This window comes from Pseudomonas sp. JAI111, from assembly GCF_024809425.1.
Taxonomy (GTDB): Bacteria; Pseudomonadota; Gammaproteobacteria; order Pseudomonadales; family Pseudomonadaceae; genus Aquipseudomonas.
Genome location: NZ_JANUCB010000001.1, coordinates 652,106 through 675,811 on the forward strand (window position 1 = coordinate 652,106; position 23,706 = coordinate 675,811).

Below are 23,706 nucleotides of genomic sequence, written 5' to 3' on the forward strand. Positions count from 1 at the left end.
GGCATGCGCAGCTCAAGCTAAAAGTCGCAAGCTTCAAGCCTCAAGTCACTCCTCTTGAAGCTTGAGGCTTATGGCTTCTAACTGCGCCGCTAGGCATCCACCATCGCCATTGCCTCTTCGACATCCACCGCCACCAGACGCGAGCAACCCGGTTCGTGCATCGTCACCCCCATCAGTTGATCGGCCATTTCCATGGCGATCTTGTTGTGGGTGATGTAGATGAATTGCACCGTTTCCGACATCTCTTTAACCAACCGTGCGTAGCGTCCCACGTTAGCGTCGTCCAGTGGTGCGTCAACTTCATCAAGCATGCAGAACGGCGCCGGATTCAACTTGAAGATGGCAAACACCAGGGCCAATGCCGTCAGGGCTTTTTCGCCACCGGAGAGCAAATGGATGGTGCTGTTCTTCTTTCCTGGCGGCTGCGCCATGATCGTTACCCCTGTATCGAGTAGATCTTCGCCCGTCAGTTCCAAATACGCGCGTCCTCCACCGAAAACTTTCGGGAAAAGAGCCTGTAAACCGCCATTGATCTGATCAAAGGTATCTTTGAAGCGGTTGCGGGTTTCCTTGTCGATCTTGCGAATCACGTTCTCGAGGGTGTCCAGTGCTTCCACCAGATCGTCGTTCTGCGCGTCCAGATAACGTTTGCGCTCGGATTGTTGCGTGTATTCGTCGATGGCCGCCAGGTTGATTGCACCGAGGCGCTGAATGCGTGCGGCAATGCGTTCAAGTTCTTCCTCGGCGTCCTTCTCGTTGGCCTCGGTCGTCAGCGTGGCAAGCACGCCGTGAAGGTCGTAGCCGTCTTCCAGCAATTGATCTTCGAGGGTCTTGCGGCGCACGGTCAGGGCTTGCCATTCCATGCGCTGGGTTTCCATCTGACCCCGAATCAACTGCGACTGCTGTTCGGCCTGGTGACGGCGTTTCTCGGCGTCGCGCAGTTCGCGGTCGGCGTCTTCCAGCGCGATTTGCGCGGTCTTGAGTTCTTCGTCAACGGTCATGCGCTTGTCGAGCAACTCTTCGAGTTTCAAGCGCAACTCTTCCAGTGGCGCCTCGCCCTCCTCCAGATTGAGACTCAGTTGTTCACGTTTTTCGCTCAGGCGCTCGGACTGCATTTCCAGTCGCTCCAACGCCTGGCGCGTGGAGTCATGTTGCGCCTTGAGCGAGCCCAGACGCACGGCCAGTTGATGGGCGTGATCCTTGTGCTGCCGGGCTTCCTGACGCACGCGATCAAGTCGCTCGCGCAGGCTGTCGCGCTGGGCCAGCAGCAACTCGCGCTGCTCGGTGTCCAGCGCCATGGCGTCGAGGGCTTCCTGCAACTGCAGACGCGCTTCGCCGATGTTTTCGTGTTCCAGCGCGCGCTGCTCGGCCAGTTCGGTGAGCTCTTCATCCAAGCGTGTACGGCGCAAGGTCAGTTGCTCGGCCTTGGCTTTGCCGGCGGATAGCTGCGCCTTCAACTCGCCTTGCTGACGCGCTTCGTCTTGCAGCAAACGACGCAAGTGCTCGCGACCGTTCTCCTGCTGACGCTGTTGCGCCCGCAGGTTTTGCAATTTCGTTTCGAGAGTTTCGACCGTGGCTTCGCGCTCTTCGCGCTCCTGGGTCAGACGCTGGATTTCCTGGCCACGGGCGAGCACGCCGCTTTCCGCTTCACTGGCTCGGCGCACACGTAAAAAGTGCCGGCCGACCCAGTAGCCATCGCGGCTGATCAGGCTCTCACCGGTGGCCAATTGACCGCGCAAGGCCAAGGCCTGCTCAAGGGTGTCGACCGGTTTGACCTGGCCCAGCCAGGGCGCCAGATCAACAGAGGCTTCAACTTTATCGAGCAGGCTGCCCGGCACCCGCACGCCATCACTGGCCGGACTGAGCAAGCGCAAATCGCCTTGGGCAAAACCGGCCAGATCGAAGTCGCCGAAATCGTCCACCAGCACCGCTTGCAGATCGGCGCCCAGCACGGTTTCCACCGCCAGCTCCCAACCTGCTTCGACTTTCAGGCCCTCGGCCAGGCGCGGACGGTCGGCCAGATGCTGATCGCGCAGCCATTCAGCGGTGCCGGTGCCTGGATCGAGTGCCGCTTGCTGCAAGGCTTCAAGCGATGCGAGACGACCGTTGAGGCGCTGCAAATCGCCTTGGGCCTGTTGCTGGTTTTGCAGGGCAAGCTGCAATTCCTGCCGCAGTTGCTCAAGGCGTTCGACCTGGGCTTCTTCGCTGGCCTGCAAATCTTCAAGCGTGGCCTCGGACGCGGCCAACTGCTCGCTGAGCTCCATGATCGCCGCGTCTTCCGGGTCCGCCGAGAGCAACGCACGTTCTTCGCCAAGGCGCTTCTGCCGGTCGGCCAAACGTTCCATGCTGGTTTCCAGCTGCTGGATACGTGATTGCTGCACTTCAGACTGGCGACGCGGTTCGGCGGCGGTGAGGTTGAACGTGTCCCACTGCTCCTGCCACGCGTGCATGGTGGTTTCAGATTCTTCCAGCGCAGCGGCGGCTTCTTCGGCGGCGGCGCTGGTGACTTCCTGCTCGGGGGTGAGCATGTCCAGCTCTTCGCCGAGGGTCAGCAGCAAAGTGCGGTCGTGGCCCAAGTGAGACTCGGTCTCCAGACGCGCGCGCTCGGCTTCTTTGAGATCGTCCTGCAACTGCCGCAAACGCTGCTGACCGTGCTGGATGCTCTGTTCGACCCGCGCGATATCGCCACCGACCGAATAGAAACGCCCCTGCACCAGATTGAAGCGTTCGGACAGGTCATGGTGCCCGTCACGCAAGCGCTCGATGGCCGCGTCGGCGTTGCGCTGCTCGGCGACCAACGCTTCGAAGGTGACTTCCTGATTACCGATGATCGCTTCGCGCTGACCAACCTGTTCGTTCAATGCCTGCCAGCGCAGGGCCGACAGTTGGGCCTTGAGCTGACGCTCCTCGCCTTTGTATTCCTGATACTTCCTGGCGGCCTCGGCCTGGCGGTGCAAGCGTTCGAGCTGGCGTTCGAGTTCTTCGCGCAGATCGGTCAGGCGGGCCAGGTTTTCGTGGGTGCGGCGGATACGGTTTTCAGTCTCGCGCCGGCGCTCCTTGTATTTGGAAATGCCCGCCGCTTCTTCAATAAAGTTGCGCAGGTCTTCGGGCTTCGACTCGATCAGCTTGGAGATCATCCCCTGTTCGATAATCGAATAGCTGCGCGGGCCCAGGCCGGTGCCGAGGAAGATGTCGGTGATATCGCGGCGCCGGCACTTGGTGCCGTTGAGGTAGTAAGTAGTCTGGCTGTCGCGGGTCACTTTGCGGCGAATGGAAATTTCCGCATAGGCGGCGTATTCACCGAGCAACGTGCCGTCGGAGTTATCGAACACCAACTCGATGCTGGCCTGGCTCACCGGCTTGCGGCTGGTCGAACCATTGAAGATGACGTCGGTCATCGACTCGCCACGCAAGTTCTTGGCCGAGCTTTCGCCCATCACCCAACGTACGGCGTCGATGATGTTCGACTTTCCGCAGCCATTGGGCCCGACGACGGCCGCCATGTTGCTGGGGAAGTTCACCGTGGTCGGGTCGACGAAGGATTTGAACCCCGCCAGCTTGATGCACTTTAGCCGCACGCTTAAGCGTCCGTCAGGGCGGAAACCACCAGATCGCAGCTGCGCTGGCCGTAAGCCGTCAGCACTTCGCGAATCTGCGCAAAGTCCCGGGCCAGCACCGCCGCCAGCAGGCGTTCGAACAGCTCAAGAAATTCGCTCATCGACGCTTTGCGCTGGTCCAGGGCGAGAAAATACGCGCGGCTCATGGCCGGCTGCAGATTCTCGACGGTTTCCTGCAAATAAGGGTTGTTGGCAAACGGGTACGCAGCACGCATCACGTTGAAGCTGTCGTCAACGAAGGTGCGGATGTCCTGTCGCTCATAGCTGGCGGCCAGGCGCTGCTGGATCTGCACGAACGGCGCCATGTCGGCCTGGACTTTCCAGCCGCTGGCTACGGCGTTGCCAAGCAGAATGTAAAGTTCGCTCATCAGCGCGCACAGGCTCTGGACCTTGTGGGCCGTGAGCTCGGTGACATGCGCGCCCCGTCGCGGCAGGATCGCGATCAGGTGGCGGCGTTCGAGGATCAGCAATGCCTCACGGACCGATCCGCGGCTGACATTGAGGGCCAGCGTGACCTTCTGTTCCTGGATGCGCTCTCCCGGCTTCATTTCGCCACGAATGATGCGTTCGGCGAGGTGATGGGCGATTTGCTCGGCGAGGCTGTCCGGCGCCTTGAACGTCATGGGTGTCCTTCAAATTCTTCGATCTGTACAAGCGGCGCAGTGTAGCGCACATGAAGGGTCATGGCGGAGTGCCCACTCAGCGGTTTTTGGCACGAATCACGCAAAAGGCAAGCTATCCCGCGAGGGTCAATAATGAAGGAACGAGTCGTTGATCGACAAAATGCTATTTCCTGACCTTTAAGTCAGAAAATCATTGACCGCAAAGTCAGACCTGATAAATTCGGGTCAAGTCGGTTAACAACAATAATGAGTCTGCGAGGCCTTCCGTGATCCAGTTTTTACTTAACCAGGAACTCCGTAGCGAGCACGCCCTGGACCCAAACCTGACCGTGCTCAATTATCTGCGCGACCATGTGGGCAAGCCCGGCACCAAAGAAGGCTGCGCCAGCGGTGACTGTGGCGCCTGCACCGTGGTGGTCGGCGAGCTGCAAACGGATGACGATGGCCGCGAACATATTCGCTATCGCAGCCTCAACTCGTGCCTGACGTTCGTCTCGTCATTGCACGGCAAACAATTGATCAGCGTCGAAGACCTCAAGCACCAGGGCGAGCTGCACAGCGTGCAGAAAGCCATGGTCGAGTGTCACGGCTCGCAATGCGGCTTCTGCACCCCGGGCTTCGTGATGTCGCTGTTCGCGCTGCAAAAGAACAGCGATCAACCCGACTCGCACAAGGCTCACGAAGCACTGGCCGGCAACCTCTGCCGCTGCACCGGCTACCGGCCGATCCTGCAAGCCGCCGAGCAATCCTGCTGCGCCAAGCAGCCAGACCAGTTCGACGCCCGTGAAGCCGAGACCATCGCGCGCCTGAAGGCCATCGCCCCCACCGACATCGGCGAACTCAACAGTGGCGACAAGCGTTGCCTGGTGCCGCTGACCGTGGCTGATCTGGCCGACCTCTACGACGCTTATCCACAGGCGCGCCTGCTGGCTGGCGGGACGGACCTGGCGCTGGAAGTCACCCAGTTCCACCGCACACTGCCGGTGATGATTTATGTGGGCAATGTCGTCGAAATGAAGCGCATTGAGCGCTTCGACGATCGCCTGGAAATCGGCGCCGCGACCGCCCTCTCCGATTGCTACGACGCCTTGAAAGCCGAATATCCGGACTTCGGCGAACTGCTGCAACGCTTCGCGTCCTTGCAGATCCGCAACCAGGGCACCCTCGGCGGCAACATCGGCAACGCCTCGCCCATCGGTGATTCGCCACCGCTGCTGATTGCCCTCGGCGCGCAGATCGTTTTGTGCAAAGGCGAAACCCGCCGAACGATGGCGCTGGAAGATTACTTCATCGATTACCGCGTCACCGCGCGCCAGGAAAGCGAGTTCATCGAAAAGATCATCGTGCCCCGTGCCAGCGCTGAACAATTATTCCGCGCCTACAAGGTGTCCAAGCGTCTGGACGATGACATTTCCGCCGTCTGCGCCGCGTTCAACCTGCGCATCGACAACGGCATGGTCGCTGACGCCCGTGTCGCCTTCGGTGGCATGGCGGCGATTCCGAAACGCGCCAGCCACTGCGAAGCCGTGTTGCTCGGTTCACCGTTCAACAACGCCACCGTCGAACGCGCCTGTGCCGCACTGGCCGAAGATTTCACGCCGCTCTCGGACTTCCGCGCCAGCAAGGAATATCGCCTGCTCAGCGCACAGAACCTGCTGCGTAAATACTTCATCGAACTGCAAACACCGCACATCGAGACTCGGGTGACCGCTTATGTCTAATCATCACGCTGTAGAGAAGACCCAAGCCGAACTGGCTGAACTGTTCGCCAAGGACCTGACCACCGGCGTCGGCCGCAGCGTCAAGCACGACAGCGCCGCCAAGCACGTGTCCGGTGAAGCGCAGTACATCGACGACCGCCTGGAGTTTCCGAACCAGCTGCATGTTTACGCACGCCTGTCGGACCGCGCCCACGCGAAAATCATCAGCATCGACACCAAGCCCTGCTACGCCTCTGAAGGCGTGCGCATTGCCATCACCCACGAAGACGTGCCGGGCCTGAAAGACATCGGCCCGTTGCTGCCGGGTGACCCATTGCTGGCCATCGATACGGTGCAATTCGTCGGGCAGCCCGTGGTGGCCGTCGCGGCGAAAGACCTGGAAACCGCACGCAAAGCCGCGATGGCAGCGATCATCGAATACGAAGATCTCGAGCCGGTGCTGGACGTGGTCGAAGCCCTGCGCAAACGCCATTTCGTGCTCGACAGCCACACCCATCAGCGCGGCGACTCGGCCGGCGCGTTGGCAACTGCCGAACATCGCATCCAGGGCACGCTGCACATCGGCGGCCAGGAACACTTCTACCTCGAAACCCAGATCTCTTCGGTGATGCCGACCGAAGACGGCGGCATGATCGTTTACTGCTCGACCCAGAACCCGACTGAAGTGCAGAAGCTTGTCGCCGAGGTGCTCGACGTTTCGATGAACAAAATCGTCGTCGACATGCGCCGCATGGGCGGTGGTTTTGGCGGCAAGGAAACCCAGGCGGCGAGCCCCGCATGCCTGTGCGCGGTGATCGCGCACCTGACCGGGCAACCGACCAAAATGCGTCTGCCGCGGGTCGAGGACATGCTGATGACCGGCAAGCGTCACCCGTTCTACGTCGAGTACGACGTCGGCTTTGACAGCACCGGCCGCCTGCACGGCATCGCCCTGGAACTGGCCGGCAACTGCGGTTGCTCGCCGGACCTGTCGGCGTCGATTGTCGACCGTGCGATGTTCCACGCCGACAACTCGTATTACCTGGGCGATGCGACCATCAACGGTCACCGCTGCAAGACCAACACCGCGTCGAACACGGCGTATCGTGGTTTCGGCGGCCCGCAAGGCATGGTCGCGATTGAAGAAGTGATGGACGCCATCGCCCGGCATCTCGTCCTCGATCCGCTGGCCGTGCGCAAGGCCAACTACTACGGCAAGACCGAACGCAACGTCACCCATTATTACCAGACCGTCGAGCACAACATGCTCGAGGAAATGACCGCCGAACTGGAAGAGAGCAGCCAGTACTTTGAGCGCCGCGAAGCGATCCGTCGCTACAACGCCAACAGCCCGATCCTGAAAAAAGGCCTGGCGCTGACCCCGGTCAAATTCGGTATTTCCTTCACCGCCAGCTTCCTCAACCAGGCCGGCGCGCTGATCCACGTCTACACCGACGGCAGCATCCACCTGAACCACGGCGGCACCGAAATGGGCCAAGGCCTGAACACCAAAGTCGCGCAAGTTGTGGCCGAGGTGTTCCAGGTGGAAATGGACCGCGTGCAGATCACCGCAACCAACACCGACAAGGTGCCGAACACCTCGCCGACCGCGGCTTCCAGCGGCGCCGACCTGAACGGCAAAGCAGCACAGAACGCCGCCGAGATCATCAAGAAACGCCTTATCGAATTTGCTGCACGGCAATACAAGGTCAGCGAAGAAGACGTGGAATTTCACAACGGTCACGTGCGGATTCGCGATCACATCCTGACCTTCGAAGCGCTGATCCAGCAGGCGTATTTCGCTCAGGTGTCGTTGTCCAGCACCGGGTTCTACAAGACTCCGAAAATCTTCTACGACCGCAGCCAGGCAAGGGGTCGGCCGTTCTACTACTACGCCTTTGGCGCGGCCTGTTGCGAGGTGATCGTCGACACCCTGACCGGCGAATACAAGATGCTGCGTACCGACATCCTCCACGACGTCGGCGCCTCGCTGAACCCGGCCATCGACATCGGTCAGGTCGAGGGCGGTTTCATCCAGGGCATGGGCTGGCTGACCATGGAAGAGCTGGTCTGGAATGCCAAGGGCAAATTGATGACCAACGGCCCGGCCAGCTACAAGATCCCGGCCGTGGCCGACATGCCGCTGGACCTGCGGGTGAAGCTGGTGGAAAACCGCAAGAACCCGGAAGACACGGTGTTCCATTCCAAGGCTGTGGGTGAGCCACCGTTCATGCTCGGCATTGCCTCGTGGTGCGCGATCAAGGACGCCGTGGCGAGCTTGGGTGATTACAAGCATCAACCGAAGATCGACGCGCCGGCGACGCCGGAGCGGGTGTTGTGGGGTTGTGAGCAGATGCGGCAGTTGAAGGCTTTGAAGCCTGCGGAGGCTGAAGCCGAGTTGGCTTCGCTGTAAGACCGAGGCGCGGCCATCGCGAGCAAGCTCGCTCCCACAGGGTTATGTGGCGATTTATGAATCAATACAAATCCAATGTGGGAGCGAGCTTGCTCGCGATGGCGGACTGACAGACAACAACGATGTCGAGGTGAATATGTACAACTGGATCGACGCCCTCGCCGACCTGCAATCCCGGGGTGAACCCTGTGTGTTGGTGACCATCATCGAAGAGCTCGGCTCGACGCCGCGCAATGCCGGTTCGAAGATAGTCATCAGCGCCACCCAGACCTTCGACACCATCGGTGGCGGGCACCTGGAATACAAAGCCATGCAAATCGCCCGCGAGATGCTCGCGAGCGGCAAGCAGGACACCCTTCTGGAGCGCTTCAGCCTCGGCGCCAGCCTTGGCCAGTGCTGCGGCGGCGTGACCGTGTTGTTGTTCGAACCGATGGGCCAGGTCCAGGCGCAGATCGCCGTGTTCGGCGCCGGCCATGTCGGCCGCGCCTTGGTGCCACTGCTCGCCGGCCTGCCCTGCCGCGTGCGCTGGATCGACTCCCGGGAAGACGAATTCCCTGAACACATCCCCCACGGCGTACGCAAGATTGTCAGCGAAGAACCGGTGGACGAAGTCGACGACCTGCCCGCCGGCAGCTACTGCATCGTCATGACCCACAATCACCAGCTCGACCTCGAACTCACCGCCGCGATCCTCAAGCGCAATGACTTCGCCTACTTCGGCCTGATCGGTTCGAAGACCAAACGGGTGAAGTTCGAGCATCGCCTGCGCGAGCGCGGTTTTGACAGCAGCGTGCTGCAACGCATGCGCTGCCCGATGGGGATCGGCGAAGTCAAAGGCAAGTTGCCTGTGGAAATCGCCATCTCCATCGCCGGCGAGATCATCGCCACCTATAACGCGGATTTCGGCCAGCACACTGCCAGCGCCGGATCATCAATTGCCAAACTGCTGCCTGCTTCACGCCGCAGCCAAGCCACACGTTGAGAAACCCCATGCCTTTCACTCGTAAAGCCTACCGCGCCGCCCTCCTGCACAGCATCGCCGACCCCGCCGAAGTGGGCATCGAAACCTCCTATGAGTATTTCGAAGATGGCTTGCTGGTGGTCGAAAACGGCCAGATCAGCGCCCTCGGTCACGCCAGCGAATTGCTGCCAAACCTGCCGGCCGATATCGAGATCACCCAATATCAGGATGCGTTGATCACCCCCGGCTTCATCGACACCCACATTCACCTGCCGCAAACCGGCATGGTCGGCGCCTATGGCGAGCAGTTGCTCGACTGGCTCAACACTTACACCTTCCCGTGCGAAAGCCAGTTCGCCGACAAGGCCCACGCCGATGAAGTCGCGGACATTTTCATCAAGGAACTGCTGCGCAACGGCACCACTACCGCGCTGGTGTTTGGCAGCGTGCACCCGCAATCGGTGAATTCGTTCTTCGAAGCCGCCGAACAGCTGGACCTGCGGATGATCGCCGGCAAGGTGATGATGGACCGCAACGCGCCGGACTACCTGACCGACACCGCTGAATCCAGCTACGTCGAAAGCAAGGCGCTGATCGAGCGCTGGCACGGCAAGGGCCGCCTGCATTACGCGGTCACCCCACGCTTCGCGCCGACCAGCACCCCGGAACAACTGACCCTCGCCGGTCAGTTGCTCAGCGAATACCCAGACCTGTACATGCAGACCCACATCAGCGAAAACCTCAAGGAAGTTGAATGGGTCAAGGAGCTGTTCCCGGAGCGCAAGGGTTACCTCGACGTCTACGATCACTACAAACTGCTTGGCGAGCGCTCGGTGTTTGCCCACGGCGTGCACCTGTGCGACGACGAATGCGCACGACTGGCGCAAACCGGCTCGGCCATCGCCTTCTGCCCGACCTCGAACTTCTTCCTCGGCAGCGGCCTGTTCAACCTGCCGATGGCCGAGAAGCACAAACTGAATGTCGGTGTGGGCACGGACGTGGGTGGTGGCACCAGCTTCTCGATCCTGCAAACCTTGAACGAAGCCTACAAAGTCATGCAGCTGCAAGGTGCGCGGCTGAGCCCGTTCAAATCGCTGTACCTGGCGACGCTGGGCGGCGCGCGCGCGTTGCGCCTGGAAGACAAGATCGGCACCCTGCTACCGGGCACCGACGCCGACTTCCTGGTCCTGGACTACAACGCCACGCCGCTGCTGAGCTATCGCTTGAAGCAGGCCAATAACATCGCCGAAACGTTGTTTGTGTTGATGACGCTGGGCGATGACCGGACGGTGCTGCAGACGTACGCGGCGGGGAATCAGGTGCATCAGCGCTAAGCTCTCTCCACACTGATCGTTCCCATGCTCCGCGTGGGAATGCCTCAGGGGACGCTCCGCGTCCAGTGACGCGGAGCGTCACGGGCTGCATTCCCACGCAGAGCGTGGGAACGATCAGAGCTTTTCAGGGCATAAAAAATCCCCCAGTGCTTTTCAGCCTGGGGGATTTTTATTGCCTGTCCTGCCGCCATCGCCAGCAGGCTGGCTCCCACAGTGATGTGTGGGGTTCACGAGATTTGCGTGCGACCTCAAAACCCTGTGGGAGCCAGCCTGCTGGCGATAGGCGCACCACGGACCATCAGATCTTCGCCGACGAACGCCCTGGCTTCTTGGTCTGCAACAAATGCGAGAACACCGCATGCAAGTCATCCGACGCACTTTCTTCGTCGAGGTTGAGTTTGCTGTCGATGTGATCCATGTGATGCATCATCAGATTCACTGCCAACTCACCGTTGCGCGCTTCGATCGCGTCGATCAGCTGGGTGTGCTCGTCGTAGGAACAGTGCGAGCGATTGCCGCTTTCATACTGGGCAATGATCAACGATGTCTGGGACACCAGGCTGCGTTGGAAACTGATCAGTGGCGCGTTTTTCGCCGCTTCGGCCAGTTTCAGGTGGAACTCGCCCGACAAACGGATACCGGCACCACGATCGCCACGGGAGAAGCTGTCGCGTTCGTCGTTGACCATCTGGCGCAACTCGGCAATCTGTTCGGCGGTGGCGTGTTGTACGGCCAGCTCAGTGATCGCCCGCTCCACCAGACGCCGCGCGAGGAACACCTGACGGGCCTCTTCGACACTCGGGCTGGCAACGACCGCGCCACGGTTTGGACGCAGCAGCACGACGCCTTCATGGGCCAGGCGCGACAGCGCGCGGCGAATGATGGTGCGACTGACCCCGAAAATTTCCCCCAGCGCTTCTTCGCTCAACTTGGTGCCGGGCGCCAGACGCTGTTCGAGGATGGCCTCGAAGATATGCGCGTAGACAATATCGTCCTGGGTACCGCTGCGGCCGGCTTTGCCTGCTCGCGGTTGTTTCTTTAGGGGTTGCAACTGTTCGTTCATGGGCACTCGAGTCGGGAGAACTGCGGCGAATTGACCGTGACTGTAATACGGCACAGTGGGTCGCTGGCAAGTATCGCGTAAAAAACACTGCGATTGTACACAATGGATGGTGGCAACACGACTGTACGGCTGTTTGTCACTTCCGCTGTATTGCAACGACTGGTTACTTTTGAGTTTAGGCTTGAACACAGAATCCGCGATCCCTGTGGGAGCGAGCTTGCTCGCGATGGCGGCGGGTCAGTCGACATTTATGTTGAATGTGAAATCGCTATCGCGAGCAAGCTCGCTCCCACAGTAGGTTGGCGTTGCAACGGACATCTTTATCAGAACAAGGAAACACCGCTGTCATGAACGACGCCACGCACACGCAGCTCCGCCCCCTGGCCGACACCTCACCGTCGGCCATCGTCGCCGGCTTCATCGCGATGATGACCGGTTACACCAGCTCCCTGGTCCTGATGTTCCAGGCCGGGCAAGCGGCGGGTTTGACCAGCGGGCAGATTTCGTCGTGGATCTGGGCGATCTCGATCGGCATGGCGGTCTGCTCCATCGGCCTGTCCTTGCGTTACCGCACGCCGATCACCATCGCCTGGTCGACGCCCGGCGCAGCGTTGCTGATCACGAGCCTGGGCGGCGTCAGTTACGGTGAAGCCATCGGTGCCTACATTACCTGCGCGGTGCTGGTGACGATTTGTGGTTTGACCGGCAGCTTCGAACGCCTGGTGAAAAGAATTCCGGCTTCATTGGCTGCGGCATTGCTGGCGGGGATCCTGTTCAAGATCGGCAGCGAAATCTTCGTCGCTGCCCAGCATCGCACCGGGCTGGTATTGGGAATGTTCTTCACTTACCTGGTGATCAAGCGCCTGTCGCCACGCTATGCGGTGCTCGCGGCACTGCTGATCGGCACGGCGCTGTCGGGGTTCATGGGGCTGCTGGATTTCAGCGGCTTTCATCTGGAAGTAGCAACGCCGGTCTGGACCACGCCGCATTTCTCTCTGGCCGCGACCATCAGCATCGGCATCCCGCTGTTCGTGGTGGCAATGACGTCGCAGAACATGCCCGGCATTGCCGTGCTGCGCGCCGACGGCTACACCGTGCCGGCCTCCCCGCTGATCACCACCACCGGGATCGCTTCGTTGCTGCTGGCGCCGTTCGGCTCCCACGGGATCAACTTGGCGGCCATCAGCGCGGCGATCTGCACCGGGCCGCATGCCCATGAAGATCGTAACAAGCGCTATACGGCAGCGGTGTGGTGCGGGATTTTCTACGGGATCGCCGGCGTGTTTGGCGCGACGCTGGCGGCGTTGTTTGCCGCGTTGCCTAAAGAGTTGGTGCTGTCGATTGCCGCGCTGGCGCTGTTTGGTTCGATCATCAATGGCTTGAGCATCGCCATGACCGTAGTGAAGGAGCGTGAAGCGGCGCTCATCACCTTTATGGTCACGGCGTCGGGGCTGACATTGTTTTCCATCGGGTCGGCGTTCTGGGGGATTGTGGCGGGGGTGTTGACGCTGTTGATCCTGAACTGGCGTAAGGCCTGAAAAAGCAAAAGATCGCAGCCTCGTTTCACTCGACAGCTCCTACAGGATGAATGCATTCCAATGTAGGAGCTGTCGAGTGAAACGAGGCTGCGATCTTTTGGGCATAAAAAAACGGCGACCCTTGGGTCGCCGTTTTTTATGACATCAAGCTACCGGATTGATCGGCTTTTCCGGGTACCAGACGTCGATCAGCGGGCTGACGGTTGCTTCGGTCAGTTCGCTGCGGCCTTTGAGCCAGGCTTCAACAGCGGCACGCTGCTCTTCGGATACCGAGCCACGCTTCTGCAGGCAAACCAGACCGAAGTCGTCGCCGCCAACATAGCCCAGACCGTTGGCTTCCATGGCTTCTTTCAGGAACGCGTCGAGGAAAGCATCAATGGCTTCATCAGCCAAATCTTCTTTGAAATCCAGGTTCAGTTCGAAACCCAGCTCTTGAAATTCATCGACGCACAGTTTTTTGCGCAGACGCTGGGAACGGTTAGTCGCCATTGGAACAATCCTCATAAGTAATAACGGGCGGCACTTTAGCAGTTTCAGCCGCTGATTGCCCGACTCTCGGTGGCGTGACGCCTACCGCCGGTAAAAAAATAGCAAATCAGAGAGGCCTGGCACGGCACAAGCGGTTGCACCTTGGGGCATAATGCCGACACTTTCATGACCACTGAGGGATTTTTGTCTCCATGCCCTCGTCTTTTTTCCCCTCGGCTGTAGGGTTTTATTTCACATGATCAAGTCTTTGCGTCCATTGCTGCTGGCCGGTTTCCTTCTTCCCCTGGCCTTCTCCGTTTCCGCCGCTTCCATCAATACCGGCCTGTCGCCCAACGTCGAAAAAGCCCTCAAGGCCAGCAAACTGCCGGACACCGCCCTGTCGCTGGTGATGATTCCGCTGACCGGTCCCGGCACCCCAACCATTTTCAACGCTGACGTTTCGGTCAACCCGGCGTCGACCATGAAGCTGGTCACCACCTACGCCGCGCTGGAAATGCTCGGCCCGAACCATCAGTGGAAAACCGAGTTTTACACCGACGGCACGCTGAGCGGCGGCATCCTCAACGGCAACCTCTACCTCAAGGGTGGCGGCGATCCGAAATTGAACATGGAAAAACTCTGGCTGCTGATGCGTGACCTGCGCGCCAACGGCGTGACGCAAATCACCGGCGACCTGGTGCTCGACCGCAGCTTCTTCGTCCAACCGCAATTGCCCGAGTTCAACGATGACGGCAATGACGAGAACAAGCCGTTCCTGGTCAAGCCAGATTCGCTGATGGTCAACCTCAAGGCCCTGCGCTTCGTGGCACGCAACGACAATGGCCGGGTGCTGATTTCGGTGGAACCGCCGATCGCCACCATCAACATTGAAAACCAGGTCAAAGCCATCAATTCCAAGCAATGCACCGGTGGCGTGCGCTACAACCCGGTGACCCAGGCCGATGGCAGCGTGACCGTGACGGTTGGCGGTCAGTTGGGCGATGGCTGCAGCTCGCAGACTTACCTGTCGCTGCTCGACCACGCCACGTATACCGCTGGCGCGGTGCGTGCGATCTGGAAAGAACTGGGCGGCAGCATCCAGGGCAAGGATCGCCTGGCCCCGACGCCAGGCAACGCCAAGGTGCTGGCCCGGGCTTACTCGCCGGACCTGGCGGAAATCATTCGCGACATCAATAAATACAGCAACAACACCATGGCCCAGCAGTTGTTCCTGAGCCTGGGCCAGAAATTCCGCACCGACGCTGACGGCGACGACGCCAAGGCTGCCCAGCGTGTGGTGCGCCAGTGGCTGGCGAAGAAAGGCATCACCGCGCCGCACCTGGTGATGGAGAACGGTTCCGGCCTGTCCCGTGCCGAACGGGTAAGCGCGCGTGAAATGGCGGCGATGCTGCAAGCCGCATGGCACAGCCCGTACGCTGCCGAGTTCATCAGTTCGATGCCGATTGCGGGTACCGATGGCACCATGCGAAAACGCCTGAAAACCACCGCCATGCGCGGCGAAGCCCACGTCAAGACCGGCACCCTGAACACCGTACGCGCGATCTCCGGCTTCAGCCGCGACGTCAACGGCAATACCTGGGCGGTGGTGGCGATTCTCAACGACAAGGCGCCGTTTGGTGCTTCGTCGGTGCTGGATCAGGTGCTGCTGGACCTGTATCGCCAGCCGAAAGTGCCGGAAACGGCTTCGGTGCTCTGACCTGTTTTACCAAACACTGGAGATCCATGTGGGAGCGGGCTTGCCCGCGATGAGGGAGTGTCAGTCGAAATCATGTTGACTGATACACCGCTATCGCGGGCAAGCCCGCTCCCACAGGGTCAGCAGAAAGCCTTACTTCGTCTCTTCCTGTACCCGATCCCGTCCCGCCTGCTTCGCCGCGTAAACCCCCGAATCCGCCCGCAACAACAGCGCATCCGCGCCCTCCCCGACGCGCCAACTGGCAATCCCGAAACTCGCGGTCACGATGCCAACGCCTTCAATCGGCGAACTGCGCAACCCTTGCCAAAGCTGCAAGGCCAAGACATGCGCATGCTCGCCGTCAATGTCCGGGCAGAGCACCATGAACTCCTCGCCGCCCAGGCGACAGAACACGTCCGTGCGGCGCAGGCGATGACTGATTCGTTCGCACACGACCTGCAACACCCGATCGCCCACAGCGTGGCCATGCAGGTCATTGATGCGTTTGAAGTGGTCGATGTCGAGCATGATCACCGACAATTCGCCGCCACCGCGTTCGACCCGGGACATTTCCGTGGTCAGGCGCTCCTGGAAGTAGCGGCGGTTGTGAATTCCGGTCAGGGAGTCAGTGATCGACAACGCCCGCAGTTCTTCCTCCACCCGCTTCATGTCGGAAATATCCGAAACATAGCCATGCCAGAGCACGCCACCGCCAGGCAGTTCTTCCGGAGTCGCCTCGCCACGCACCCAACGCAGCCCACGCTTGGGCAGTAGCACCCGGTATTCCTCGCGCCACGGGCTGAGGGTGTCCGCCGACGCCCGGATCGAGGCGCGCACGCGCGTCATGTCCTGAGGATGAATCCGCGTGAAGATCGCTTCGGCGTCGAACAACAGCACGTCCGGTTCGAGTTCGTAGATGTCGCGAATACCGTCGCTGGCGTAAATCAAGCTGAAGCGCCCGTCGAATTCCATCTTGAATTGATAAATGCCACCGGGCACATGGGCGCTGAGTTTTTTCAGCAGCAGGTCCCGCGCGGCCAATGCCTCATGCACGCGTTTGCGTTCGGTGATGTCGATGCAAATGGCCAGATGCCCAACCCACAGGCCTTGTTCGTCGAGCACCGGAGTCGCGAGCATGTTGACCGTCAAATGGCTGCCATCCTGGCGGACCAACGTCCACTCCCGCGCTTCGTGGCCTCCTTTTTCGCCCCCTTCGACCAGCATCGCCTGACAGGTCGGAATCGGCTTGCCATAGGACGCACTCAATTCGGCCGCGCGGGTGACCAGCTCGCGGGGGAAGTGCAGGTTTTCCAGGGTCATGCGCCCCACCACTTCGGCACTGGAGTAACCGAGCATCTGCTCGGCCCCGGCGTTGAACGTGCTGATGACACCGCGCAAGTCGGTGGCGATGATCGCCACCTGAGTCGCCGCATTCAGCACGCCACGCAACTGGCCGTGGGTGCCGCGCAACTCCTGCTCACGGGCGTGCAGCTCCTGGGTGCGCTGCTCGACCATGCTCAGCGCACGCTGGCGCTGACTGACCAATACATAGAGCAATGCACTGAGCAACAGACTGAGCAAACCGCCGAGCACCACCAGGCTGCTCACCGAGGAATGGTTGGCTTGCAGAAAGGCTTCGCTGGGCAGGATGTCGACTTGGTAGTCATGGTCAGCCATGCGCAACAGGCGTGTCGCTGACAACTCGCTGGTGGCTGGCGTGTTGGAGGATTCATAAAGCACTTCGTGCTGATCATCGGTGGACAAATCGAGGATTCGCACCGAGAGGTAGTCATGACTGGCCTCAGGCAGCCCATCCGCCAGCAGCTGACGCATGCTGATCACCGCCATGACATAACCGGAGGGTTTCCCGGCCGGATCACTGGCCTGCTTCACCGGCGCCACCAACAACACCCCGCGCGCGTAAGCCGGCTCGATGCTGACCAGGTGCATCGGCTTCGACACCGCCATGCCCCCCCGTTGGTTGGCCCGCTCCAGCGTATCGCGGCGCAAGGGCTGGGCCCACAAGTCGTACCCCAGCGGCGAGCCGAGCCGGCTTTGCGTCTGACTGTAAAGCACAGCCACGTACTCATCCCGTTCGGCCGCCAATTGCAGTTGGCCTTCGCCATTGAGTTCGCGGATGGTGAAGTCGCTCAACCCCTCGTCGCGCACCCGGCGTTCGAAGGCAGGACGTTCGGCGCGAGTGACCCGCGTGGCAAACGAGTACGCCTGTGTGCGGTGCAAGAGTGGTTGGGTGTAGCCGTCGAACTCCTCGCGGGAGACCGACTCGGAATTGGCGAAGAACCGGCGCACCCCGTCAAGGCGTTGCTCCTGGTCTTCGAAACGTTCTTCGATGCGGCTGTAACGTTCGCTGGCCAGCAGTTGGAAACGTTGCCGCAACTGATGCTGAAACAGATTGAGCGTCGACCAGGCCAGCAAACCGGTGAGAATCCCGCCAACGAGCAATACCAGCAGCGCGACCAGCCAGGCCGAGACATCTTCACTGATAAAACCCAGGATCTTGGGGCGCACGGCGTGCAACGACATAGACGCAACTCAAAACGCCAGGTGCGGGAAAGCCCATTGGCCATGCGTTGAGTTATAGCTATTAGCCACTAATTTGACCAGCACTGAAAGAACCAAAGAGCCTTTAAAAATCAAGGCTCTGTGGATCCAATCGGCTTAACCGTCAACGGGCCGTGATTTTCCAGGCACGGTGAATCTTGCCATTACGGGCGAAATCCGGATCGATGGTCTGGGCGGTGATTTCTTCGACGGCATAACGCTCGGTGAGGTTTTCCTCGAGCGTGAATTTGCGGAAGTTGTTGGAGAAGTACAACACGCCGCCCGGCGCCAGCCGTGCCATGGCCAGATCGATCAATTGCACCTGGTCACGCTGCACGTCGAAGATGCCTTCCATGCGCTTGGAGTTGGAGAACGTCGGCGGATCGATGAAGATCAGGTCGTACTCGTCACGGCAGGCTTCAAGCCACGCCATCACGTCACCCTGCTCCAGACGGTTCTTGTCGGAGAAACCGTTCAGCGACAGGTTGCGACGCGCCCAGTCGAGGTAGGTTTTCGACAGGTCGACGCTGGTGGTGCTACGGGCGCCGCCCTTGGCCGCGTGAACACTGGCGGTCGCGGTGTAGCAATACAGGTTGAGGAAGCGCTTGCCGGCCGCCTCTTTCTGAATCCGCATGCGCATTGGGCGGTGGTCGAGGAACAGACCGGTGTCGAGGTAGTCGGTCAGGTTGACCAGCAACTTCACACCGCCTTCATTGACCTCGACGAACTTGCCCTGCGCCGCCTGGCGTTCGTACTGCTTGGTACCGCTCTGGCGCTCGCGGCGCTTGACCACTACGCGGCTCTTGTCGATGTTCAAGGCCTGCGGAATGGCCGCCAAGGCATCGAACATGCGTGCCGAGGCTTTTTCCGGGTCTATGGATTTCGGCGCGGCGTATTCCTGGACGTGGACCCAATCCTGATAGAGGTCGATGGCCATGGAGTATTCCGGCATGTCGGCATCGTAGACGCGATAGCAGTCGATGCCTTCGCGCTTGACCCACTTGCCCAGCGCCTTGAGATTCTTTTGCAGGCGGTTGGCAAACATCTGCCCGCCTTCGCTCAAGCGCGGCTGCTCGATCACCACCGGGGCCGGTTTGATCGGGTTGCCGTTCTTGTTGTACTTCTCGTACTTGCCCGGTGCCACGTCGTTGTCGGCAACTTCGACTTCAGCTTGTTCACGCTCGACCTGACGCTGTTCCGGGGTGCGACGCTCGCCGGTGACGAACTGGTCCGGGGTGACCTTGATCAGCAGCAGCTTGCACGGCAAGGCGCCGTTCCAGAACGAATACTGTTTGAAGCTGCGGATGCCCATGCGCTTGCCCAGCTCCGGAGCGCCGGTGAAGACGGCCGCTTCCCAGTTCAGGCAAGCCTGACGCAGGCGCTCGCCGAGGTTCTGGTAGAGATAAAGCAGACTTGCTTCGTCGCCCAGGCGCTCGCCGTAGGGAGGGTTGCAGATCACCAGGCCCTTCTGGTTCTGGTCCGGACGTGGCTCGAACGTGGCGACTTCGCCCTGGTAGATCTTGATCCACTCGCTCAGGCCCGCACGCTCAACGTTGTTGCGGCCCGGCTGAATCAGTCGCGGGTCAGCTTCGTAACCGCGAATCCACAGCGGTGGCTTGGCCAGGCCGGCAGCGGCGCGTTCGGTGGCTTCTTCGTGGAGTTTTTTCCACAGTGCCGGTACGTGACCGAGCCAAGCGGTAAAACCCCACTGCTCGCGACGCAGGTTCGGCGCCATGTCGGCAGCGATCATGGCCGCTTCGACCAGGAACGTACCCACACCGCACATCGGGTCAGCCAGTGCGCCGCCTTCGGCCGCAATGCGTGGCCAGCCGGAACGGATCAGGATCGCGGCCGCAAGGTTTTCCTTGAGCGGTGCCGCGCCTTGCTGCAAGCGATAACCGCGCTGGTGCAGGCTGTGGCCGGACAGGTCGAGCGAGAGAATGGCTTCGCCACGGTCCAGACGCAGGTGAATGCGCAGGTCCGGGTTGAGCTTGTCGATGGACGGACGGTCGCCTTGCGGGGTGCGCAGCTTGTCGACGATGGCGTCTTTGACTTTCAAGGCGCCGAAGTGGGTGTTGTCGATGCCCGAGCCGTGGCCGCTGAATTCGACGGCCAGGGTGCCGTCATTGAGCATGTGGTCTTGCCACTCGATGTCGAGCACGCCGTGATACAGGTCTTCAGCGTCCTTCATCGGGAAACGCTTGAGCACCAGCAGCACCCGGTTCGCCAGACGCGACCACAGGCACAGGCGATAAGCGGTTTCCATGGTGGCCATGCCGCGCACAGCCGAGGTGTGCTCACGCGCGTCCTCAAGGCCAAGCCCGACGGCTTCCTCGATGAGCAGGCCTTCAAGGCCTTTGGGGCAAGTGAGGAAGATTTCGAATTGATCGGACATTGGAATTTCAAAGCCTTTGGCTAGTGAACCGGCAACGCATTGCCGGCCCGGTTTTCAATCAGGCGCTTTTCTAAAAGAGCGCCCGCGTGGCACGGAGGTGTGCCGTCCCACCCTGCAAGCCCGGGTTAAAAGAGCTTAGATGCAAAGGCAGATAAAAAAGTTGATGCAACAAAATGTCATAAACCGACCCTTCGTCGAATAATGCCTCCGGGCAACGCGAGGCATTCTCAGCAAGGGATTGGCGCGATCATCCAGCGCGGGGCTGATCATACCGGGGTTTGGTCAATAAACACGGGCAAACATCGTGTTACTTATGGCCATACCACCTTAATGGTTACGTCCTTATGACAAAACGATCATTCCATCGGTGTGACGCATTGGTTAGAACTCAATACAGGTTGACGCCGCAACGACGTCGACACCTTGGCTCGCGACGCCGGCAGCGAGCCCCAACGGCAGGATTTTTTCTGCCAGACCTCAGTTGAGGTCGACGCGATAAATACAGTCAACAAGTGAGGGCAACACCCTATGAGAAGACTTAAGCGTGATCCGTTGGAAAGAGCATTTTTGCGCGGATATCAATATGGCGTTGGTGGCAAATCCCGTGAGCTTTGCCCATTTACTCTACCGTCGGTACGCCAAGCCTGGATTAACGGCTGGCGAGAAGGACGCGGCGACAACTGGGACGGTATGACTGGCACTGCGGGAATCCACAGACTCAACGAACTTCACGCCGTCGGCTAATTTACAGGGCCAAACACTCCGACACGACAATCTGATTACTGAACGACTTAACCACGCACGCCCCATCCGGGCGGCGGGCTCCGGCCCAGGGGCACCTTCGAGGTGCCCTTTTTTATGCCTGCAAGAGAATCAGCGCAGGGCTGCGATGGCGTCGACGGACTCGCGAATCAGCGCCGGACCTTTGTAGATGAAACCGGAATAGAGCTGCACCAGGCTCGCGCCCGCGGCGATTTTCTCAGCCGCGTGCTTGCCTTCGGTGATGCCGCCCACAGCAATGATCGGAAGGCGACCTGCCAGCTCCGACGCCAATACCTTAACGGTGTGGGTGCTTTTTTCGCGAACCGGCGCTCCGGACAAACCGCCCGCCTCCTCGCCATGCTCCAGGCCCTCGACGCCCACGCGGCTCAGGGTGGTATTGGTGGCGATCACCGCGTCCATCCCGGTTTCGATCAATGCTTGCGCGACCTGCGCGGTTTCTTCATCGGTCATGTCCGGGGCGATCTTGATCGCCAGCGGCACGTGTTTGCCATGGCGCAATGCCAGTTCCGCGCGGCGGGTCGCCAGGTCCGCCAGCAACTGCTTGAGCGAATCGCCGAACTGCAAGCTGCGCAGGCCCGGGGTGTTCGGCGAGCTGACGTTGACTGTCACGTAGCTGGCGTGGGCGTAGACCTTGTCCAGGCAGATCAGGTAGTCGTCGACCGCACGTTCAACCGGCGTATCGAAGTTCTTGCCGATGTTGATGCCCAGCACGCCCTTGTACTTGGCGGCCGCCACACGGGCCAACAGGTGATCGACACCAAGGTTGTTGAAACCCATGCGGTTGATGATCGCCTCGGCTTCCGGCAGACGGAAAATCCGTGGTTTCGGGTTGCCCGGCTGCGGGCGCGGGGTGATGGTGCCGATTTCAACGAATCCAAAACCCAACTGCGCGAAACCGTCGATGGCCGCGCCATTCTTGTCCAGGCCGGCCGCCAGACCGACCGGATTCGGGAAGTCCAGGCCCATGACCTTCACCGGCATTCTCGCCGGGGCCTTGCACAGCAAACCGTTGAGGCCCAAACGCCCGCCCGCGCCGATCAGGTCCAGGGACAGATCGTGGGAGGTTTCCGGGGAAAGTTTGAACAACAGCTGACGGGCCAGGGTGTACATGGGCGGCTTTGACTCGAATGGCGGCGAAATGAGGCGGCGATTATAGCCGGGCATCGGGGTCGCAAGCGAGGCACGCGGCAAAATCAACGGGCGATGGCATATGCCTTGCACCGACATAGGCATCAGCACTCATGCCAACGGCGGGATGAGTGGAAGGACAATGGCGTCGTCACAAGGCTTTGCTCACGCAAGGGTCTGGGGCGACGTTTTTTTTTGGAAGGTGTTGAGTCATGAATGAAACCACAGCGGGCCCACTCGCCTGGGTCAACGGCAGCGATGCCCCGGAAAAGACCGAAATCAACCTCGGCTTCATGGCCCTGACAGACTGCGCCTCGGTGGTGGTCGCGGCCACGCAGGGTTTCGCCCAGCCTTATGGCCTGACCCTGAACCTCAAGCGCCAATCGTCCTGGGCGAACCTGCGGGACAAACTGGTCAGCGGCGAACTCGATGCCGCGCATAGCCTTTACGGCCTGATCTACGCCGTACACCTGGGCATCGGCGGTGTAGCCGCCACCGATATGGCGGTGTTGATGGGGCTGAATCAGAACGGTCAGAGCATCAACCTCTCCCATGGCTTGCAGGCCTTGGGCGTGACCAGTCCTGAAGCACTGGATCGGCATGTGCACCAAAGTCGCCCAATACTGACCTTCGCCCAGACTTTTCCGACCGGCACCCACGCCATGTGGCTGTATTACTGGCTCGCGAGCCAGGGCATTCATCCGTTGCAGGACGTCGACAGCGTGGTGGTGCCGCCACCACAAATGGTCGCGCACCTGCAGGCGGGTCGCATCGATGGTTTCTGCGTCGGCGAGCCTTGGTCTGCCAGTGCGGTGAAGCAGAACCTGGGGTTTACCCTGGCGACGACCCAGACGATCTGGCCCGATCATCCGGAAAAAGTCCTCGGCTGCACCCGTGCCTTTGTCGAGCAATACCCGAACACGGCGCGGGCGCTGGTGATGGCGATTCTGGAGGCCAGCCGCTTCATCGAGGAAAGCACCGAGAACCGTCGCAGCACCGCCAAACTGTTGAGCGCGCCGGAATACCTCGATGCGCCGCTCGACTGCATCGAGCCTCGGTTGCTGGGTGATTACGCCGACGGACTCGGCAATCGCTGGCAGGATCCGCACGCCCTGCGCTTCCATGGCGATGGCGAGGTCAACCTGCCGTATTTGTCCGACGGCATGTGGTTCATGACCCAATTCCGCCGCTGGGGCTTGTTGCGTGACGACCCGGACTACCTCGGCGTAGCCCGTCAGGTCCAACAACTAGACTTGTACCGTGAGGCGGCCGCGGCGGTTGGTGTCGCCGCCGAGGGCCAGGCCATGCGCGCCAGCCAACTGATCGACGGCAAAATCTGGGACGGCAGTGACCCGGCCGGTTACGCCCGCAGTTTCAAGTTGCACGCCATGAGCGACAGCTCGCACCGATTCGCCACCCGCTGAC

15 protein-coding genes are annotated in these 23,706 nt (G+C 60.5%); 8 read left to right on the forward strand and 7 right to left on the reverse strand.

Annotated features, from left to right (window positions below):
• Nucleotides 1-89: 89 nt before the first annotated feature.
• Nucleotides 90-3,578: a chromosome segregation protein SMC gene (gene smc, locus HNR03_RS03135; protein ID WP_259150689.1), complete on the reverse strand. Its 3,489-nt coding sequence runs from the start codon at nt 3,576-3,578 to the stop codon at nt 90-92.
• 2 nt (nt 3,579-3,580) lie between these two features.
• Entirely contained in the window at nt 3,581-4,240 is a 660-nt protein-coding gene (locus HNR03_RS03140) for a GntR family transcriptional regulator (protein ID WP_259150691.1), read from the reverse strand.
• Nucleotides 4,241-4,506: 266 nt separating this feature from the next.
• Between HNR03_RS03140 and xdhA the strand changes: the two genes are divergently transcribed.
• From xdhA to guaD, 4 genes are all read left to right on the forward strand, one after another.
• Entirely contained in the window at nt 4,507-5,961 is a 1,455-nt protein-coding gene (gene xdhA, locus HNR03_RS03145; RefSeq protein WP_259150693.1) for a xanthine dehydrogenase small subunit, read from the forward strand.
• Nucleotides 5,954-8,353: a xanthine dehydrogenase molybdopterin binding subunit gene (gene xdhB / locus HNR03_RS03150; RefSeq protein ID WP_259150694.1), complete on the forward strand. Its 2,400-nt coding sequence runs from the start codon at nt 5,954-5,956 to the stop codon at nt 8,351-8,353. Before xdhA ends, xdhB begins: the two co-directional genes overlap by 8 nt.
• A 136-nt stretch (nt 8,354-8,489) precedes the next feature.
• The gene (gene xdhC, locus HNR03_RS03155; RefSeq protein ID WP_259150697.1) at nt 8,490-9,335 is read left to right on the forward strand and encodes a xanthine dehydrogenase accessory protein XdhC; all 846 of its coding nucleotides are present in this window, start codon (nt 8,490-8,492) and stop codon (nt 9,333-9,335) included.
• A gap of 8 nt (nt 9,336-9,343) precedes the next feature.
• Nucleotides 9,344-10,648 carry a guanine deaminase gene (gene guaD, locus HNR03_RS03160; RefSeq protein WP_259150698.1) on the forward strand — a complete coding sequence of 435 codons (1,305 nt, stop codon included), beginning with the start codon at nt 9,344-9,346 and terminating at the stop codon, nt 10,646-10,648.
• A 298-nt stretch (nt 10,649-10,946) separates the two neighbouring features.
• Here guaD and HNR03_RS03165 read toward each other — a convergent pair whose 3' ends face one another.
• Nucleotides 10,947-11,711 carry a GntR family transcriptional regulator gene (locus HNR03_RS03165; RefSeq protein WP_150631658.1) on the reverse strand — a complete coding sequence of 255 codons (765 nt, stop codon included), beginning with the start codon at nt 11,709-11,711 and terminating at the stop codon, nt 10,947-10,949.
• Nucleotides 11,712-12,058: 347 nt separating this feature from the next.
• Here HNR03_RS03165 and HNR03_RS03170 point away from each other — a divergent pair, with 347 nt between their 5' ends.
• A complete protein-coding gene (locus HNR03_RS03170) occupies nt 12,059-13,249 on the forward strand; it encodes a benzoate/H(+) symporter BenE family transporter (RefSeq protein ID WP_259150707.1) in 1,191 nt (396 codons plus the stop codon).
• Between the two features lie 144 nt (nt 13,250-13,393).
• Here HNR03_RS03170 and HNR03_RS03175 read toward each other — a convergent pair whose 3' ends face one another.
• The gene (locus HNR03_RS03175; RefSeq protein WP_007896965.1) at nt 13,394-13,738 is read right to left on the reverse strand and encodes a YggL family protein; all 345 of its coding nucleotides are present in this window, start codon (nt 13,736-13,738) and stop codon (nt 13,394-13,396) included.
• Between the two features lie 235 nt (nt 13,739-13,973).
• Between HNR03_RS03175 and dacB the strand changes: the two genes are divergently transcribed.
• Nucleotides 13,974-15,434 carry a D-alanyl-D-alanine carboxypeptidase/D-alanyl-D-alanine-endopeptidase gene (gene dacB, locus HNR03_RS03180; RefSeq protein ID WP_259150718.1) on the forward strand — a complete coding sequence of 487 codons (1,461 nt, stop codon included), beginning with the start codon at nt 13,974-13,976 and terminating at the stop codon, nt 15,432-15,434.
• A 132-nt stretch (nt 15,435-15,566) separates the two neighbouring features.
• Here dacB and HNR03_RS03185 read toward each other — a convergent pair whose 3' ends face one another.
• Together HNR03_RS03185 and rlmKL are read right to left on the reverse strand one after the other, a co-directional pair.
• Nucleotides 15,567-17,957: a GGDEF domain-containing protein gene (locus HNR03_RS03185; protein ID WP_259150722.1), complete on the reverse strand. Its 2,391-nt coding sequence runs from the start codon at nt 17,955-17,957 to the stop codon at nt 15,567-15,569.
• A gap of 142 nt (nt 17,958-18,099) precedes the next feature.
• A complete protein-coding gene (gene rlmKL / locus HNR03_RS03190; protein ID WP_090181917.1) occupies nt 18,100-20,370 on the reverse strand; it encodes a bifunctional 23S rRNA (guanine(2069)-N(7))-methyltransferase RlmK/23S rRNA (guanine(2445)-N(2))-methyltransferase RlmL in 2,271 nt (756 codons plus the stop codon).
• A 528-nt stretch (nt 20,371-20,898) separates the two neighbouring features.
• Here rlmKL and rmf point away from each other — a divergent pair.
• Nucleotides 20,899-21,114 carry a ribosome modulation factor gene (gene rmf / locus HNR03_RS03195; protein ID WP_003223300.1) on the forward strand — a complete coding sequence of 72 codons (216 nt, stop codon included), beginning with the start codon at nt 20,899-20,901 and terminating at the stop codon, nt 21,112-21,114.
• Between the two features lie 129 nt (nt 21,115-21,243).
• Here the strand turns inward: rmf and HNR03_RS03200 are convergent, their stop codons facing one another.
• Nucleotides 21,244-22,263 carry a quinone-dependent dihydroorotate dehydrogenase gene (locus HNR03_RS03200; RefSeq protein WP_090188549.1) on the reverse strand — a complete coding sequence of 340 codons (1,020 nt, stop codon included), beginning with the start codon at nt 22,261-22,263 and terminating at the stop codon, nt 21,244-21,246.
• Nucleotides 22,264-22,493: 230 nt separating this feature from the next.
• Here HNR03_RS03200 and HNR03_RS03205 point away from each other — a divergent pair, with 230 nt between their 5' ends.
• Nucleotides 22,494-23,705, forward strand: coding sequence for a CmpA/NrtA family ABC transporter substrate-binding protein (locus HNR03_RS03205; RefSeq protein ID WP_259150797.1), 1,212 nt, complete (start codon nt 22,494-22,496; stop codon nt 23,703-23,705).
• Nucleotide 23,706: the final 1 nt, after the last annotated feature.

What these genes read in the sequence shown, in the direction of transcription:
- HNR03_RS03140 (WP_259150691.1), bottom strand. Translation starts at nt 4,240, where the DNA reads ATGACGTTCAAGGCGCCGGACAGCCTCGCCGAGCAAATCGCCCATCAC.
- xdhB (WP_259150694.1), top strand. Translation starts at nt 5,954, where the DNA reads ATGTCTAATCATCACGCTGTAGAGAAGACCCAAGCCGAACTGGCTGAA.
- xdhC (WP_259150697.1), top strand. Translation starts at nt 8,490, where the DNA reads ATGTACAACTGGATCGACGCCCTCGCCGACCTGCAATCCCGGGGTGAA.
- guaD (WP_259150698.1), top strand. Translation starts at nt 9,344, where the DNA reads ATGCCTTTCACTCGTAAAGCCTACCGCGCCGCCCTCCTGCACAGCATC.
- HNR03_RS03165 (WP_150631658.1), bottom strand. Translation starts at nt 11,711, where the DNA reads ATGAACGAACAGTTGCAACCCCTAAAGAAACAACCGCGAGCAGGCAAA.
- HNR03_RS03170 (WP_259150707.1), top strand. Translation starts at nt 12,059, where the DNA reads ATGAACGACGCCACGCACACGCAGCTCCGCCCCCTGGCCGACACCTCA.
- HNR03_RS03175 (WP_007896965.1), bottom strand. Translation starts at nt 13,738, where the DNA reads ATGGCGACTAACCGTTCCCAGCGTCTGCGCAAAAAACTGTGCGTCGAT.
- dacB (WP_259150718.1), top strand. Translation starts at nt 13,974, where the DNA reads ATGATCAAGTCTTTGCGTCCATTGCTGCTGGCCGGTTTCCTTCTTCCC.
- HNR03_RS03185 (WP_259150722.1), bottom strand. Translation starts at nt 17,957, where the DNA reads ATGTCGTTGCACGCCGTGCGCCCCAAGATCCTGGGTTTTATCAGTGAA.
- rlmKL (WP_090181917.1), bottom strand. Translation starts at nt 20,370, where the DNA reads ATGTCCGATCAATTCGAAATCTTCCTCACTTGCCCCAAAGGCCTTGAA.
- rmf (WP_003223300.1), top strand. Translation starts at nt 20,899, where the DNA reads ATGAGAAGACTTAAGCGTGATCCGTTGGAAAGAGCATTTTTGCGCGGA.
- HNR03_RS03200 (WP_090188549.1), bottom strand. Translation starts at nt 22,263, where the DNA reads ATGTACACCCTGGCCCGTCAGCTGTTGTTCAAACTTTCCCCGGAAACC.
- HNR03_RS03205 (WP_259150797.1), top strand. Translation starts at nt 22,494, where the DNA reads ATGAATGAAACCACAGCGGGCCCACTCGCCTGGGTCAACGGCAGCGAT.